Source organism: Streptosporangium becharense, assembly GCF_014204985.1.
GTDB classification, from domain to species: domain Bacteria; phylum Actinomycetota; class Actinomycetes; order Streptosporangiales; family Streptosporangiaceae; genus Streptosporangium; species Streptosporangium becharense.
The window spans coordinates 850,433-865,331 of record NZ_JACHMP010000001.1 but is presented as its reverse complement, the minus strand read 5'-3'; the positions used below and the strand labels follow the sequence as shown (position 1 = coordinate 865,331).

General features: G+C 68.3%; 15 protein-coding genes and 1 riboswitch. Of the genes, 9 read left to right on the top strand and 6 right to left on the bottom strand.

Features of this window, described 5'->3' with window-relative positions; translation table 11 throughout:
* The first annotated feature begins 33 nt into the window (after positions 1–33).
* Positions 34–1,194, top strand: a complete 1,161-nt coding sequence (locus F4562_RS03790) for a saccharopine dehydrogenase family protein (protein ID WP_311734177.1) — start codon at positions 34–36, stop codon at positions 1,192–1,194.
* Here F4562_RS03790 and F4562_RS03785 read toward each other — a convergent pair.
* Positions 1,166–2,743: an MFS transporter gene (locus F4562_RS03785; protein ID WP_184545267.1), complete on the bottom strand. Its 1,578-nt coding sequence runs from the start codon at positions 2,741–2,743 to the stop codon at positions 1,166–1,168. The two genes, F4562_RS03790 and F4562_RS03785, sit on opposite strands and share 29 nt — an antisense overlap.
* 203 nt (positions 2,744–2,946) lie before the next feature.
* On the opposite strand from F4562_RS03785, the gene F4562_RS03780 reads away from it, so the two are divergent.
* Positions 2,947–3,426, top strand: a complete 480-nt coding sequence (locus F4562_RS03780) for a nucleoside deaminase (protein ID WP_311734176.1) — start codon at positions 2,947–2,949, stop codon at positions 3,424–3,426.
* Between the two features lie 97 nt (positions 3,427–3,523).
* Here the strand turns inward: F4562_RS03780 and F4562_RS03775 are convergent, their stop codons facing one another.
* Positions 3,524–3,943: a DUF4288 domain-containing protein gene (locus tag F4562_RS03775; protein ID WP_184545265.1), complete on the bottom strand. Its 420-nt coding sequence runs from the start codon at positions 3,941–3,943 to the stop codon at positions 3,524–3,526.
* Between the two features lie 258 nt (positions 3,944–4,201).
* Between F4562_RS03775 and F4562_RS03770 the strand changes: the two genes are divergently transcribed.
* The 3 genes from F4562_RS03770 (at position 4,202) to F4562_RS03760 (ending at position 6,927) form a co-directional block, all read left to right on the top strand.
* Positions 4,202–4,486, top strand: coding sequence for a DUF1540 domain-containing protein (locus F4562_RS03770; protein WP_184545263.1), 285 nt, complete (start codon positions 4,202–4,204; stop codon positions 4,484–4,486).
* A 149-nt stretch (positions 4,487–4,635) separates the two neighbouring features.
* Complete coding sequence (locus F4562_RS03765; protein ID WP_184545261.1) at positions 4,636–4,797, top strand: hypothetical protein; 162 nt, start codon at positions 4,636–4,638, stop codon at positions 4,795–4,797.
* Between the two features lie 654 nt (positions 4,798–5,451).
* A complete protein-coding gene (locus F4562_RS03760) occupies positions 5,452–6,927 on the top strand; it encodes an endo-1,4-beta-xylanase (RefSeq protein WP_184545260.1) in 1,476 nt (491 codons plus the stop codon).
* A gap of 508 nt (positions 6,928–7,435) precedes the next feature.
* On the opposite strand, the gene F4562_RS03755 is transcribed toward F4562_RS03760, so the two are convergent.
* Positions 7,436–8,365 (bottom strand): glycoside hydrolase family 62 protein, encoded by a 930-nt coding sequence (locus F4562_RS03755; protein ID WP_311734175.1) that lies wholly within the window; start codon positions 8,363–8,365, stop codon positions 7,436–7,438.
* A 54-nt stretch (positions 8,366–8,419) separates the two neighbouring features.
* Here F4562_RS03755 and F4562_RS03750 point away from each other — a divergent pair, with 54 nt between their 5' ends.
* The 4 genes from F4562_RS03750 to F4562_RS03735 all read left to right on the top strand — a co-directional run bounded on the left by F4562_RS03750 (position 8,420) and on the right by F4562_RS03735 (position 10,797).
* Positions 8,420–9,190: a hypothetical protein gene (locus F4562_RS03750; protein ID WP_184545258.1), complete on the top strand. Its 771-nt coding sequence runs from the start codon at positions 8,420–8,422 to the stop codon at positions 9,188–9,190.
* Positions 9,183–9,725, top strand: a complete 543-nt coding sequence (locus tag F4562_RS03745) for a protein kinase domain-containing protein (protein ID WP_311734174.1) — start codon at positions 9,183–9,185, stop codon at positions 9,723–9,725. Before F4562_RS03750 ends, F4562_RS03745 begins: the two co-directional genes overlap by 8 nt.
* On the top strand, positions 9,725–9,946 hold the full coding sequence (locus F4562_RS03740; protein ID WP_184545254.1) for a hypothetical protein: 222 nt from the start codon (positions 9,725–9,727) through the stop codon (positions 9,944–9,946). The genes F4562_RS03745 and F4562_RS03740 overlap by 1 nt, the downstream gene beginning before the upstream one ends.
* 141 nt (positions 9,947–10,087) lie before the next feature.
* Positions 10,088–10,289: riboswitch (cobalamin riboswitch) on the top strand.
* Between the two features lie 40 nt (positions 10,290–10,329).
* The gene (locus tag F4562_RS03735; protein ID WP_221207573.1) at positions 10,330–10,797 is read left to right on the top strand and encodes a (2Fe-2S) ferredoxin domain-containing protein; all 468 of its coding nucleotides are present in this window, start codon (positions 10,330–10,332) and stop codon (positions 10,795–10,797) included.
* Between the two features lie 82 nt (positions 10,798–10,879).
* Here the strand turns inward: F4562_RS03735 and F4562_RS03730 are convergent, their stop codons facing one another.
* Genes F4562_RS03730 through F4562_RS03720 form a run of 3 tightly spaced genes read right to left on the bottom strand, consistent with a single transcriptional unit; the run spans position 10,880 to position 14,791 of the window.
* Positions 10,880–12,544: a DUF262 domain-containing protein gene (locus tag F4562_RS03730; RefSeq protein WP_184545577.1), complete on the bottom strand. Its 1,665-nt coding sequence runs from the start codon at positions 12,542–12,544 to the stop codon at positions 10,880–10,882.
* Positions 12,545–12,552: 8 nt separating this feature from the next.
* Positions 12,553–13,512, bottom strand: coding sequence for a hypothetical protein (locus F4562_RS03725; RefSeq protein ID WP_184545252.1), 960 nt, complete (start codon positions 13,510–13,512; stop codon positions 12,553–12,555).
* Positions 13,502–14,791: an AAA family ATPase gene (locus F4562_RS03720; RefSeq protein ID WP_184545251.1), complete on the bottom strand. Its 1,290-nt coding sequence runs from the start codon at positions 14,789–14,791 to the stop codon at positions 13,502–13,504. Before F4562_RS03720 ends, F4562_RS03725 begins: the two co-directional genes overlap by 11 nt.
* Positions 14,792–14,899 lie beyond the last annotated feature (108 nt).

Genomic DNA, 14,899 nt, shown 5'->3' with positions numbered 1-14,899 from the left:
GCCCGGAGAGGGAAGTCTCAGCCCATGCCTCACGTGCCTGACGACCGTCCGTACGACATCGTGCTGTTCGGCGCCACCGGCTTCACCGGCGCGCTCACCGCCGAGTATCTCGCGCGCACCGCCGGACCGGGCCTGCGCTGGGCCCTGGCCGGTCGCAACCGCGCCAAACTGGCGGGCGTCAGGGACCGGATCGGCCTGCCCGGCCTGCCGTTGCTGCACGCCGACGCCGCCGACCCCGCCTCCCTGGCGGAGATCGCCCGGCAGGCCCGGGTCGTGGCGACCACCGTGGGCCCCTTCGTCGCCCACGGCGAGCCGCTCGTGGCCGCCTGCGCCGACGCCGGCACCCACTACGCCGACATCACCGGCGAACCGGAGTTCGTCGACCGCATGTTCGTCAAGTACCACGACCGGGCCCGGCGGAGGGGGGCCAAGCTCGTGCACGCCTGCGGGTTCGACTCCGTCCCGCACGACCTCGGGGCCTACTTCACCGTCAAGCACCTGCCCGAGGGGGTGCCCCTGGAGGTGAGCGGGTTCGTGCGGGTGTCCGGGGCTCCCTCAGGCGGCACCGTGCACTCGGCCGTCTCGGCCGTCTCCCGGTTCCGCCGGACGGCCGAGGCGGCGCGGGTCCGGCACGCCGTCGAGGAACGGCCCAAAGGCAGGAGGGTGCGCGGTCTGCCCGGCCGGGTCCGGTACGTCGGCGGCTGGGCACTGCCGCTGCCCACGCTCGACCCGCAGATCGTGGCCCGCTCGGCCGCCGCCCTGGAACGCTACGGCCCCGACTTCACCTACCGGCACCACGTCGCCGTCCGGCACCTGGCCGGAGCGCTGGGGCTGGTCGCCGGCGCCGGCGCGCTCACCGCGCTCGCGCACGTCCCCGCGGCCCGGTCCCTGCTGCTGAGCCGGTTCGCGCCGGGCGGCGGGCCCGATGCCGAGCGGCGTGCCAGAAGCTGGTTCAAGGTCACCTTCCTCGGCGTCGGCGGCGGCGAGCGCGTCGTCACCGAGGTCACCGGGGGAGACCCCGGCTACGGCGAGACCGCCAAGATGCTCGGCGAGTCAGCGCTCAGCCTGGCCACCGACGACCTGCCCGCCGTCTTTGGCCAGGTCACCACGGCCGTGGCGATGGGTGAGGCGCTCATCGGGCGCCTCCGGCGCGCCGGCATCACCTTCACCGTGCTGGAGGACTCCCGGACGTAGCCGCCTCCTCCGCAGGAGGGACCCGGTGAGAGGCCCGGCGGGCGGCGACCACGTCGGCGAGGGCCACGGCCAGCGCGGCCAGCACGAAGGCGATCGTGACCAGCAGCGCGTGCCGGAACGCCGTCGCGTGGTCGCCGTGGGAGGAGGCGACCCCGGCGAAGAACACCGAGCCGATCGCCGCGATGCCGACGGCGGCGCCGACCCGCTGCCCGGTCTGCAGCACACCGCCCGCGGCACCCGCCATGGCCACCGGCACCTCGGACAGGGTCAGCGTCTGGTTCGGAGAGATCACCAGGCCGCTGCCCAGGCCCGCGAGGAGCAACGGCACCGCGGTCGCCCAGGCCACGTGCTCGCCGGGGACCAGCCAGGTGGCGAGCGCGGTGACGCCGAGTGCGACCCCGACCAGCAGCAGTCCCCCCACCACCAGCGGCCGGCCGAGCCGGGTGACGATCCGGCCGCCCAGCACGGAGGCCGCGGCCGACCCCGCCGCGAACGGGGTGGTCGCCAGGCCCGCCTCCAGAGCCGAGTAGCCCAGGCCGTTCTGCAGGTACAGGGTCAGGATGAAGAAGATCGCGGTGAATCCCGCGAAGTAGAGGGCCGCGAGCAGGGTGCCGAGCGCGTACGAGCGGCGCCGGAACAGTGACAGGTCGACGACCGGCTGGGCGTGCCGCCCGTACCGACGCTCCCAGGCGGTGAAGACGCCGATCACGGTGAGCCCGGCGAGCGCGAGCAGCCACCTGCCGGGACCGTGCCACTGCTGCCCCTCGACGAACGGCAGGAGCACCAGCACGAGCCCCGTGCCGAGCAGCAGCACGCCCACCGGGTCCATGCTCCGGCGCAGGCGGCTTCCCCGGGTGCCCGCGCGCGAGTCCTCACGCGGGTGCTTCTCCCGGGAGCCCTCCGCGGCGTCCTCCCGGGGCTGTGCCCGCGACGCCCGCCCGCCCCCGATGTAGCGGTACGCCAGCACGACGGCCAGGATCCCCACCGGCACGTTGACGTAGAAGACCAGGCGCCAGCCGTCGTGCCCGCCGCCCAGGTGGATGAGCAGCCCGCCGAGCAGCGGGCCGATCGCGGTCGAGACGCCGATGGTGGCACCCAGCAGCCCGAACGCCCGCCCCCGCTCCGCGCCGCGGAACAACTGCTGGATCAGCCCGCTGACCTGCGGATTGATCACCCCGCCCGCCACTCCCTGGACGAGACGCGCGGCGACCAGCCAGGCGGAGTCCGCGGCGATCCCGGCCGCCGCGCTGGCCAGGGTGAAGAGCGCCACACCGAAGACGAACACGGTGCGCCGCCCGTACACGTCGCCGAACCGCCCGGCGGGGACCAGCACCAGCCCGAAGGCGAGCGCGTACCCGGACACCACCCACTGCAGGGTGCTCTGCGGGGCCGCGAGGCCGGTGCGGATCGCGGGCAGCGCCACGTTGACGATGCTCACGTCCAGCAGCGTCATGAAGCCGGCCACCAGGCAGACGCTCAGCGCCTTCCACCGGCGCGGATCGGCTCCCTGTTGCTCCTCGGCCGAGGCGGACGACCGGCTGACGATCATGGCGGCTGCCTTACTCTCCGTATCCGGCGCGCCTCCCGGCGCTCGGGCAGCGCATACCTACCCTTACGGGCATACCACTCACGATCCTGCCCTCTTTGGTAAAAAACCTCATGTCACCCGGCAGTCGATCTCATGTCGCCAGGCAGTCGATGGAGTCCCGGGGCCTACCATGGCGAGGGGAGATCACGCTCTGGGAGGCTGCCGTGGCGACCGAGACCGAACTGCGGCACCTGCGCCGCTGCGTGGAGCTGGCGGCCGAGGCGCTGGAGGCGGGCGACGAGCCGTTCGGCTCCGTGCTGGTCGCCGCGGACGGGACCGTCCTCGCCGAGGACCACAACCGGGTCGCCACCGGCGACTCCACCCGTCACCCGGAGTTCGAGCTGGCCCGCTGGGCCGCGGCGAACCTCACCCCCGCGGAACGCGCTGCGGCGACCGTCTTCACCTCCGGTGAGCACTGCCCGATGTGCGCCGCCGCGCACGGCTGGGTCGGCCTGGGCCGCATCGTCTACGCGAGCTCCTCCGGGCAGCTCGCCACCTGGCTCGCCGAACTGGGGGTCCCCGCGCCTGCGGTGCGGACCCTGCCGATCCGGGAGGTCGTCCCCGGCGCCGAGGTGGAGGGTCCGTTCCCGGAACTCGCCGAGCAGGTGCGCGACCTGCACCGCCGCTTCCACCGCCGGTCCTGAGGGCGGACCGGTCGCGGACGCGGTACCGGACCCCGGAAGGGGACGACGGCCCCGCCGCCGGCGACCTCCCGGCCCGGCGGGCCCGGGGCGTGGCCGGTCAGGAACGGGAACCGTCCGTTCCCTCGCCGTCACACGGCGAACCCGCCCCCCGCCCCCGGCCGCCACGCGGCGAGAAGGAGAAAAGGCTCTCGTAATCGGAAAGGCGGTCGAAACGTCTGGTGTAGAGAGCCGTATCCGAGTCCAGGTCGTCGTACAACGCGTCGCGGACATCCGCGACTCCTAGGAATTCCCAGTTCACGGTCTGACCGTACTGATTCGAATACGAAGTCTCCTCGTCATGCCCCATCGTCTCGGCCCGCGCCTTCGCCCCTTCGATCGAGTGCTCGTGGATGAGGACGACGTCCTCGCTGTGTGTGACATATCCGCTGCCGTCGTCCACGGTCGTCCGGTACAAGAGGATTGCGATGTAGGGACGCCGTCCTGCGGCGTCGCCCGGCCGTTTCTCCGCCACTTCCACCCTCGATTCCCTTCAGACGCCGCACGAAGTGTCGCACCACTCCACTGCCGTCCGCGAGGCCGTTTCCAGCTCCTCCACAGGCGCTTTTGGGGGAACCTTGAGCCCGGCGTGAGGGTGGAGCCGATGCGGGTGCGGTACTGGACGGATAGGCCATGTGACCATATGTCGGCACATGGCTCTGTCATGCAGACGATCGATGGCGGGTCCCGACGAAGGCGAGTGGCGTCCGAGACCAGCCCGAGCCCGGAGGTTGCAGCCATGGACATGCCCGTGATCAGCGAGTGCCGGGTCGAGGCGTGCGCGTACAACACAGAACACACCTGCCACGCACGGGCCATCACGGTCGGCGACACTCACCACGCGGAGTGCGAGACCTTCTTCCAGATCGAGGCGAAAGGCGGCGATCTGGCCGCCACCGGCCGCGTCGGCGCGTGCAAGATGGCCGACTGTCACCACAACGTCCGGTTCGAATGCCAGGCGCCGGGCATCGTCGTCGGTTACGCGCGCGAAGACATCGACTGCCTGACCTACGACCCCGCCTGACCCCCGTCTGCGGTCCCGCCCGGCGGCGGATCTCGCCGCATGCCGGGCGACCGGCGTCCCGGCCGGGCCGTGCCGGGGCGGAGGTCGGGGAGGGGCGGGACGAGCTCCGCGTCGGTGATCGGTGGGCGCTGAAGGTGGAAGGGCCGGGGTTGCGGCGCGGTGCCTTCACGAGCAGGCTCCCGCACCGTGACATCGGCCTGCTCCTGGGGGTCTCCCATCAGGTGGTCGGCAAGCTCCTGACCGGTCAGCCGGATCTCCCTACCAGCTCTGGTGCGCAGGGCGGCGAGGAAGGCTGCGACCTGGCCGGATGACATCGTCGGCAGGCGCTCATCTCCCGCAGCGTCCCCCTTTCGGTTCGCCTGGCCGCTCTGCCTCCTGTTGCGAAGACAGAGCGGCGGACACGGAATGACCTGGGCGTGTGGTGCCACCCAGGCTTGACGACCTTGCGCATCCTACGGGCGGAGGTTTGTGTTAGCGCTAACGCTCCGCAGTGCGGCCCTCCTTCGGCACCCGGCCTCTTCGGTGGTGATGGCGGCGAGTAAATACAGCGGACCAGCTGCCGTCAAGCGGCGGTGGTCCTGTGCGCGACCATGCCAGGTGGGTGTCGCACATCTGTACAGCCAATCTTCGGGTCCGCAAGTTGCGAAGATAAAGTGAAATTTTCATCCTCAGCTACCGGCGGCTTCCTGCATGCGTTGCGCCGCAATGGGCTCCTTGCGGCCTCACGGCATCACAAATGATCATTAATCCTGGAGTGGTCGTTCCGAAAATTTCGCTTAAGTGTTGACATGTTTCGGTTGCGTTTCCACACTGATCTCCGAGGCGGTCGGCTCCGTCCGATGTGGTGATCGGCGAGGGCCGCCGGTCATGACGCCACCGTGGTGTGCGCCTCCGGTTCGGGGTGCGGCGTCGTCCGCCGGGTTCCCGCACATCCCTTTTTCCGCGATTTCAGTATGGAGTCAGGCATGGGTGTGAAGGCTTTACCTTCATCCGCGTACGGACGCTTCGCCGCCCTCTGCGGCGTCGTGAGCGCCGTGGGCGTCCTGGGTGTCGTAGGCGCGGCGCTGGTCGTGCCGGTTCCCGCGGACGCGGCGGCGAGCACGCTGGCCGCCGCCGCGCAGCAGAGCGGCCGGTACTTCGGCACGGCCGTCGCCGGCGGCAAGCTGGGTGACCAGGCGTACACCACGATCGCGAACCGCGAATTCGACATGATCACCGCCGAGAACGAGATGAAGATCGACGCCACGGAACCCAACCGGGGGCAGTTCAACTTCAGCGCCGGCGACCGGATCTACAACTGGGCGGTGCAGAACGGCAAGCGGGTGCGCGGCCACACGCTCGCCTGGCACTCCCAGCAGCCGGACTGGATGAGGTCGCTCTCCGGCAGCAGTCTCCGTCAGGCGATGATCAACCACATCAACGGCGTGGTGGGGCACTACCGAGGCAAGATCTACGCCTGGGACGTCGTCAACGAGGCCTACGCCGACGGCAACTCCGGTGGCCGGCGCGACTCCAACCTCCAGCAGACCGGCAACGACTGGATCGAGGTGGCCTTCCGCACCGCGCGGGCCGCCGACCCGTCCGCCAAGCTGTGCTACAACGACTACAACATCGACAACTGGAACTGGGCCAAGACACAGGGCGTCTACAACATGGTCCGCGACTTCAAGCAGCGCGGCGTGCCGATCGACTGCGTCGGCCTGCAGTCGCACTTCAACGGCAACAGCCCCTACAACAGCAACTACCGCACGACCATCCAGAGCTTCGCGGCGCTGGGGGTCGACGTGCAGATCACCGAACTCGACATCCAGGGCGGCTCGGCCACCACCTATGCCAACGTGGTCAACGACTGCCTGGCGGTGCCGCGTTGCACCGGCATCACCGTATGGGGCGTCCGCGACAGCGATTCGTGGCTGGGCGAGAGCGCCAGCGCACTGCTGTTCGACAGGAACGGCAACAAGAAGGCCGCCTACAACTCCGTCCTGAACGCGCTCAACAACGCGGACCCGGACCCCTCGCCCTCGCCGACCGTCACTCCCACGTCGGACCCGGGCGGTGCCGGGCAGATCCGGGGTGCGGCCTCCGGACGGTGCGTGGACGTGCCGAACTCGTCGACGGCCGACGGCACGCAGCTCCAGCTGTGGGACTGCCACTCCAACCCCAACCAGCAGTGGGCCTACACGTCGGCACAGGAGTTCCGCGTTCTCGGCGGCAAGTGCCTGGACGCCGCCGGCACCGGCAACGGGGCCAAGGTGCAGATCTACTCCTGCTGGGGCGGTGACAACCAGAAGTGGCGCGTCAACTCGGACGACTCGATCGTGAACGTCCAGTCGGGTCTGTGTCTCGACGCCGCCAACAACGGCACCGGTAACGGGACCCAGCTTCAGGTCTACTCCTGCTGGGGCGGCAACAACCAGAAGTGGACCTGGAACCGGGGCTGAGAAGCCGGATCATGAGACGGCACCGGCCGGTGCCGATCGGGGGCCGGGACGGCGATCACCGCAGCGATCACTGCGGTGATCACCGTCCCGGCCGGTTCCGTCGAGTCCGCGGGAGCGAGCCGATCGCCTCCACCGTGCGGCCGGCGGCGCGCAGTGAGTAAGCCCGCCTTACCACGTGCCTACGGCGGTCGCGCCGCAGAGCAAGCCGGTACGTGAAGCGGAAGACGCATGCTGGGCGCCATGACCATTCGTCGATTCGGTACGTTCGCCTCGCGGTTGGGAGCCGCGATCCTGGCCGTCGCGCTGCTCGCGGCGCGCCCCGCGACCGCCACCGCGGACGGCGGCCTCGCTGCTCAACCACACCAGCCACATCGCCGACCACACCGAGGTGCTCTTCTCGACGGTCGAGAGCCTGGACGCCAACCGCTTCCGTCGGGGACCACCTGCTGGAGGCGGCGTGCGGGCCCGACGCGCCGGCTCCCTCCGAGCCGGACCCCGTGTTACGTCGTCAGCGCTGCAGTGTCAGCAGACCCGGCCGGTAGGGCAGGAGGCCGTAGTCGCCGCCGGAGTCGGGGTTGCGTCCCTGGTAGAGCAACTGCAGATTGCAGGGATCAACGGTCATGGTCTGATCGGGACCGGTGCGGATCAGTTCGCCGTGGCTGATGTCGTTGGTCCAGGTGGCGCCGCTGTTGGCCTTGCCGGCGAAGGGATTGCCCTCGGTCGCGGCCTGCGGTGTCCACGAACCGTTCAGGCTGGTGGCCGTGAACGAGCGGAAGTAACGTCCCTGCGAGCCGATCGCCTCGACGATCATGAGGTAGCGGTTCTGGCCCTGGAGCTTGTAGACCTGAACGGCTTCGAACAGGTTGTTCGTCGTGTCGCTCATGACCACCGTCGATGTCGTGCCGAAGCTGCCCGGGAAATTCCCGATAGGCATGCCGGCCCGGTAGATCTTGCCGTTGTCGCCGGCGAAGAACAGATACATGTTCGTGCCGTCACCGATGAGCGTCTGGTCGATGGGGCCTGTTCCGGAGCCGGAGATGCTTCCGGAGAAGAGCACCTGCTGCGATGACCAGCCATTCGGGTTGGTGGGGTCGCTCGACGTCCTGTAGGAGAAAGCGGTCCCGCCCCACTGGTAGGCGAGCACCCAGATGTTCTTCGGGGCGAAGTAGAAGAGCGTGGGCGCCACAGCGGAGGAGGACATCGCGTTCTGGCTGGCCGAGGCCATCTCCGGCCAGTTCGTGAACAGGCCGAAGCTCATCGAACCCCACCTCGTCCCCGTGTCGTGCGTCGTCGCGTGGACCAGGTGCCTGCCGTTGTAGGGGACGACGGTGAAGTCCTTGAGCGAGACCCATCCCGGCTTCGGCTGCGCCAGCGGGCCCGTCGCTGCGCCGGCACGGCCGATACGTCGAGGTGCCGCCCCTGCTCGCCACCCCGACACCGCGCGTGGCGGGCCTACACCGCCGGCGCCGAGCCGCCCGCCGCCGCCCGTACCGTGCGGATCATCGACCTGCTCGACGAGGAGGTCGCGCTCACCCCCGTGCACCGGGTGAGCGGCCAGAGCCAGTCGAGGCCGTCGGCGTTCACCGAAGCGCGCAACCGCGCGGTGGCGGCTCTCGCGGGGCTGGACATCCCCGGGCTGGCACCTCTGGAACGGCGGCGGGACCTGCCGATGACCAGCGTCGGGGAACTGGCCAGGGCCGGAGTGGTGACCGTCCATCAAGGGCCGCTCAGGATGAGCGTCGAGGAGGGGGGCCTTCCCGTCCTGACGGCCAAGGACCTGTTGCTCGGCCGCGCTCCCAGCGGACGCACCGAGGACGAACCCGGGCTGATCGTCACCGAGCGGGGTGATGTCGTCGCCCCGCTCGTTCCCCGCGGCGACACGGTCGTCCGGGTGATGCGGGAGGGCGGGGCCGCGCTCGGACCACAGCTCCTGCTGTTCCGGACGGACCCCGAGCGGCTCGACCCGCACTTCCTCGCCGGCTGCCTTCGGGTCACCGGGGAGACCAGCACGCGCCTGGGCTCCTCCACCCGGATGGACCCTCGTCGTGCCCGGCTGCCGCGCCTGCCCATCGACGAGCAACGCGCGTACGGCGACGCCTTCCGCCGGCTCCTGGCCTTCGAGGACTCCGTCCACGAGATCAGGAGGATCGGCGACGATCTGGTGCGGTCCGGCTTCGACGGTCTCCTCGATGGAACCCTCCACCCCCGAGTGGATTCCCCTTGTCGATCTTCTCTCTGTGACGCCCGGAGGCGCGGTGGCTGAGCGTACGGTCATCCTCGAACGGTACGAACTCGACGAGGTGCACCTCGGCAAGGGAGGCATGGGGGAGGTCTGGGGCAGCTACGACAAGCGGCTGTCCCGGCTCACCCGGACCGGTCAGATGATGGGTACCGCGTCCTACATGCCGCCTGAGCAGATCCGGGGCGGGACGCTCGCGCCGCAGAGCGACCTTTACGCCCTCGGGTGCGTCCTGCACGAACTGCTCACCGGGAGGAGGCTGTTCACGGGACCCACCGAGTACGGCGTGTACGAGCAGCAGATCCACACCGCGCCGCCCCGGGTGCGGCGGTTCCGGCCCGACGTCCCGCCTGAGCTGGACGAGTTCGTTCTGCCGCTGCTGGCCAAGCGGGTCGGGGAAAGGCCGGAGACCACCGCCGCGCCGCCCCCGCCTTCCACCGGCTCGCCGTGGATCTGGCGAAGCGGTACCACGCCGACGATGAGCGGGTCTTCCAGTGCCGCATGCAGGAGGCCACCTGTCATGTGCATCTCGGCGACAGCGGCCTGGCGCTCCGCTTGATGCACGCTCTGCTCGCCGACGAGTTGCGGGCGTATTCGGCGGACGACCCGCGGACCCTGGAACTGCGCAGGCAGATCGGTGAGCTGCAGAAGAGCACGGGTGACGTCGAGTCCGCCCGGAGCACGCTCGCCGGCCTGCTCGACGATCTCGGCCGCCTGTACGGGCCCGACCATCCGGCGACGGTCCGGGTCCGCGACGGCCTGACCCGCCTGGCTCCCTGACCGGTCAGGGCGGTTCCCGGAACTCCATCCGGTAGGAAACCGGCGTATTCGTGATCCACCGTACGTCCGCGCGCGTCGTCCCGTTCGCGGCGGGCGGTCACCGGTGTTCCGGGGTGCGGTGATCCTGTCCACTCCGTGTCGCCGTTATGTCGGAGTTGTAGTGCTGTGTCAGTATGGCCGGGTAGGCGACGGCGGAACGAGGAAACCGGTGCGAATCCGGCGCGGTCCCGCCACTGTGATCGGCGAGCGGACCCCGACGACGCCACTGCCCGCACGCGGGTGGGAAGGCCGGGGCGAGCGGTGACCCGAGAGCCAGGAGACTCGCGCGGTCGCCTCCTCGACGAAGCCGGGGCGGATCTCCCCGGGGAGGAGGAAGCGTCGGTATGCCCATGGGGACGACCGATCCGGTGCCGTGCCGGGTCACCGTGTGCCGTGACTGCTGCTGCGGCACGTCCAAGGTGCGCGGCGTCGATCACGCGGAGCAGGTCGCGTATCTCAGCGAGCGGATGCCGGTGGGCGTCTCGGAGTGCCTGGGCGTGTGCGAACGGGCCAACGTGGTCGTGGTGCGGCCCTCGGCCGCGGGACGGGCCGCCGGTGGCCGCCCGGTGTGGTTGGGGCTGGTGAACGATCCGGCGGCGACGGAGGACGTCGCGGCCTGGGTGCGGGCGGGCGGCCCGGGTGTCGCCGCGCCGCCCGACATCCTGGACCTGTACGCCTTCACCCCGCCGCGACGCGTCGCCGGCCCGTCCCGCACGCCTCGGGTCGGGAGGCGCAGCCCGTTGCCTGTACTACCGGGTTCTGAAAGGGCGGAAACGCGCAAGCCGCGTCCTGGCGGGCGCGCGGACGGGTGAACCCCGCCCGCCGGTCGGCGGTGAGGAACGGCGGCGCGTTCAATCGTTGCGCCACCGCCTCCCTCCGAGGGGCGGAGGCCGTTCACTCCGTGTCGATATCAGCCTCTCCCAGGAGCTCGTCGGCGTGTTTGACACCCAGCTCGGCCATGAACTCCCGCTCTCTGGCGGCCAGGTCCGCCAGACGGACTTCGATGAATCCCGCGTCGTCCCCTTCCCGGAGCCGGCGCAGGGCCTCGTGGGAAATGCCGTGCGTGCGTGTCACAGCTTCCTCCGTCAAAGGGTCCAGATCGATCAACGCCTGCCGCACGGAGATCCGGGAGGGTGTCGTCATCACCAGTCGATTGGCCGGACTGGACGTTCCCTCTATGCCACGCCTATTGACAACGTGCCGGTATGCCTCGGTATGGGATGTGGCCAGCAGATTCTTGGGATCGAGAGAAGTCCCGTCGGGGTTGACGCGATGGGGAAACTCCTTGAGCTCCCACAGGATGAAAGCCCGTACTCGCGCGCTACGCAGATCGAAACGTTGTGGAAAAGGTCGGGCGTGCTGGTCGCCGAGGCGGAGGGTGCCGTTCCCCGCAGCGAAGTCCTTGATCTCTTGGAGTGACTGCCTGACCTGGGTGGTGTTGGCTCCGGCGAAGTGCCCGGACCACGAGGTCGTCCAGAACCATCGCCTCAGCAAGACGAGTTGCCGTTTGTCGGGCTCTGGGCAGAAGTGGAAGAAGGCGGCCAGCAGCATGATCTGCAGGTTGTAAGGGACCAGGCGTGCCAGCGGAACCCCGGCATGGGACCGGAGGAAGTCAACCGCCTGTTCCAGGGCGAGGTCGGTGGCTTCCACCGCGGAGAGCAGCCCACCCTCCACTCGCTTGGCCAGGGCCTCCCAACGGGTGTCCTGTACGTCCTCCTCTCCAGAGATCGCAAGGATGGCGCGGAAGATCGTGAGTGAGGGTATCTCGCCGAAGCCCGAGACCGCGATGCGTTCCTGGATGGCCTCCATCCGGTCGGCAAGGCTGTCCGGGCCGGTCGTGGCGTAGGTCAGCGCGGTCACCATCTGATCCGGCGTCATCGACTGACCGCTGCTGTTGACCCGCGAGAACACCTCCACTGCATGGGTCAGCGAACCGCCGACCAGGCGGACCGCGGCCATCTTGTACTGCTTGATCCGCTGGGCGACTTGTTCGGCCTCGTCGATGAACGGAGTGATGTCGCCGCCCGGAACCCTGGCCTGTGACAACTCGCGTGCGTAGGCGAGGAAATCCATCGTCCGGAGGATCGAGCCCATCGGCAGGTAGGTATGGGGAGCGCGATCCCCGTACTTCCAGTGCCGGTATCGGGTGGACCTGTCGTCGCCATCCCCCAGGACTCGATAGATCCACCACATCCAGTCGCGCTGTTCCGTGGAGCGAGGAGCGTCTGAGGGGCGCTTCAACCCTCCGAAGAGGGTGGACAGACGCTGATGACCATCGAGGATGTAGGCGACCTGACTGCCCGGCCGATGCGGGGGGATCTTCAGCCCGCCGATCTCGTCGAGACTGGCGAGCTGCTGTTTGGTCTGCCAGATCAGCAGGCTCCCGATGGGATAACCGCGTTCTATGCTGTCGAAGAGGTTGAGCATCTGCTCTGGTCGCCAGACGAAGGGACGTTGGAACTTCGGAACCCGGAGCTCGCCGGCAGCGATCATGTTGAGGATCTGCTCCAGGAGGTAGATCTCCGGTAGTACGGTGATCTCTTCATTGTCGTCGGGCATTTCCACCTCTAGATGATCTTTCTGAGCATGGTGAGAATCGCATGCAGCTCCTCGACCACCCCTTTGCCGAGGTCCTCGAAATGTTCAGCCGTGAGCTTTCCGCTCGCGGCTTCGCGTTCGAGGAGCTCGGTCAACTTGGTCCCGAAGCCCGTCCGTAGCTTATCGATCACTCTGTCCGGCACCCCGTCGTACAGATTCTGGTGTCCTGGGGGAACGCGGAGGCCGTCTTCCCTCGCTTTGGGAAATCCGTGTTTCATGTCGAAGTGACCGCGCTGTTCGGGAGTGAGCTGAGTCAGCTGGTCCAGCAGCCGTGAGGCCTCGCGGGGTCGTAGTGCTCCACGCAGGACCTCGCTAGGAATGTAGTTCTCCGCTTCCCGTAAGTTCAGGATGTGAACGGCGATGCCCAGAGGCTCAAGTCGCTCCGCCAGTCTGTGGCATTTGGTGGTCTCACCGGGGGTCAGGCGATCGCTGTCTAGGAAGAGGGCGACACGAGAGGTGCGTCTGAAGCGTTCCCGTGCTGAAGGCGCCTGTGCGCAGGCGCGATCCTTGCCGCCGCCGTGCAGCAGTTCCAACCTGCGTTCCACAATGGCGTCCATCACGTCGTCACCGTCGAAAACGTGTGCTATGCCTTGGAGGAAACACCTGTCGGAAACCGCGTCCTCGACGATCAGGACGGCGGGTTGGCGAAGGTCGTGCAGGTCGTCTTCGATCGTCACGCGAGAGACGAAGAGCGTCGGCTGGTCGGTGACGCTCCATGCCTGACTGACCACGCTGGTCTTGATCGCGAACTCCGTGTAGGCATGCGCCAGCATGGGGGCGTGCCTATGGAGATAGGTGGAGACCTCCTCGATGTCTTCCGGATCGAGGACCCAGTTGTGGACTCCCCGGGTGAAGAGCCTCATGAACTCCAGGACATCCGCAGCGAGGGCATCGGTCGAGAGGACTTCGCCGCTCAGTTCAACGCGCATCGGGCGTGAACCGCTCTTTCTGTGCGGCTGCCAGTTTGCGCGTCTCCTCGAAATCCTCGGAGAAGACACCGCGCGGCCAGTAGTCGAGATTCCCGAGGGAGTCGATGCCGATCCGTCGGGCTTGGGCTGCGCCTCCGCTGTGCTCCACGAAGTAGATCGCTATGGTGTCGGGGGAGGCATTCCCTTCTGCCACGCGGCGGCGGAGCCGGAGAAGAAAGGTCTCGCTGTGCGTCTCGACGAGGAACCTGACGTTCGACTCCCGGGCTGAGTCGAGCAGGAGGTCCGCGACCAGCGCGTGTGCGGACGGGTGCAGGTGAAGCTCCGGTTCTTCGATGATCTCCAGGATCGGGTGGGCGGGGGGAGTCGCCGCGTCCATGGCGCGCTGTACCAATATCGGCAGGAGTTGCGCCACCCCGGTGCCCGCGTCGCCGAGGTTGATCTGCAGGGTGTCGTCGATGGTGGAACGGAACACCACGGAGTGCATTCCCCCGCCCTGATCGCTCACATCCAGAGTCCAGCCCGGCAGGTTGTCGGGCAGGTATCCGTTGATCTTTTTGATCAGCGAGCCCTGTTGCCGTACGACGTCATGCGCGAGAATGCCGAGGGTCGCCTCGCCGCTTCCCCCGACCTCGGCCGCCACTCTGGAGGGAATCCGATACAGCCGATCCGGTCGTTGCCGGTACGGGCCGAGATACCGGATCCGATCGAACTCGGCCCGGATCCGATCGGCGGCTCTGGAGAGATCACCACCCCGCCGTTTTTGTGAAATTGGGACAACTGTTGGTAGAAGCCCCTGAAAGCGAAATTTGTGCCTTATGGCATCGTGACCGTTCATTCTAAACACATAGGGTCGTTCCTCGGCCCAGGGCACCTCGTCGTGGAGCCATTCATACCGAACAGTTTCAGATCCGGCGCGCAGGGCAAGTTCACTGACCACCTGGGTCTGCCATTCGCTGACGTTCTGAACGGTGGCGTCCAAGCCGTAAGATTCCGCCTGTCCACCCCCACCCTCGAAGTCCATCCGCACCCGTACCGCACCGTGCGGGCGTGTGCCATAGATCAGATCGGGGAACGCGGGAACGGCGTCGCCGAGCTGATCGAGATCGAAGGGGAGTGGGGAGTCCGTGCGGACGCCGGTGGACAGCACCAGGGGTGCGCGCACAAGTGCACTTTTGCCGGAATTGTTCTTTCCCAGCACCACCGTGATCGGACGGAGTTCCACCTCCTGTGCCTTCGGGAAACATCGGTAGTTCTCCACGGAGAAGCGCGCGATCGGCATATGAGGCACAGTAGTCCGTGCTACGGATCAACGAAGGATCAAAGGCGGACCTGGTGACGATTCAGTTGAGGCGGTTTTTCGCCGGCGGAACGTCCCGTCCGGGCGGCA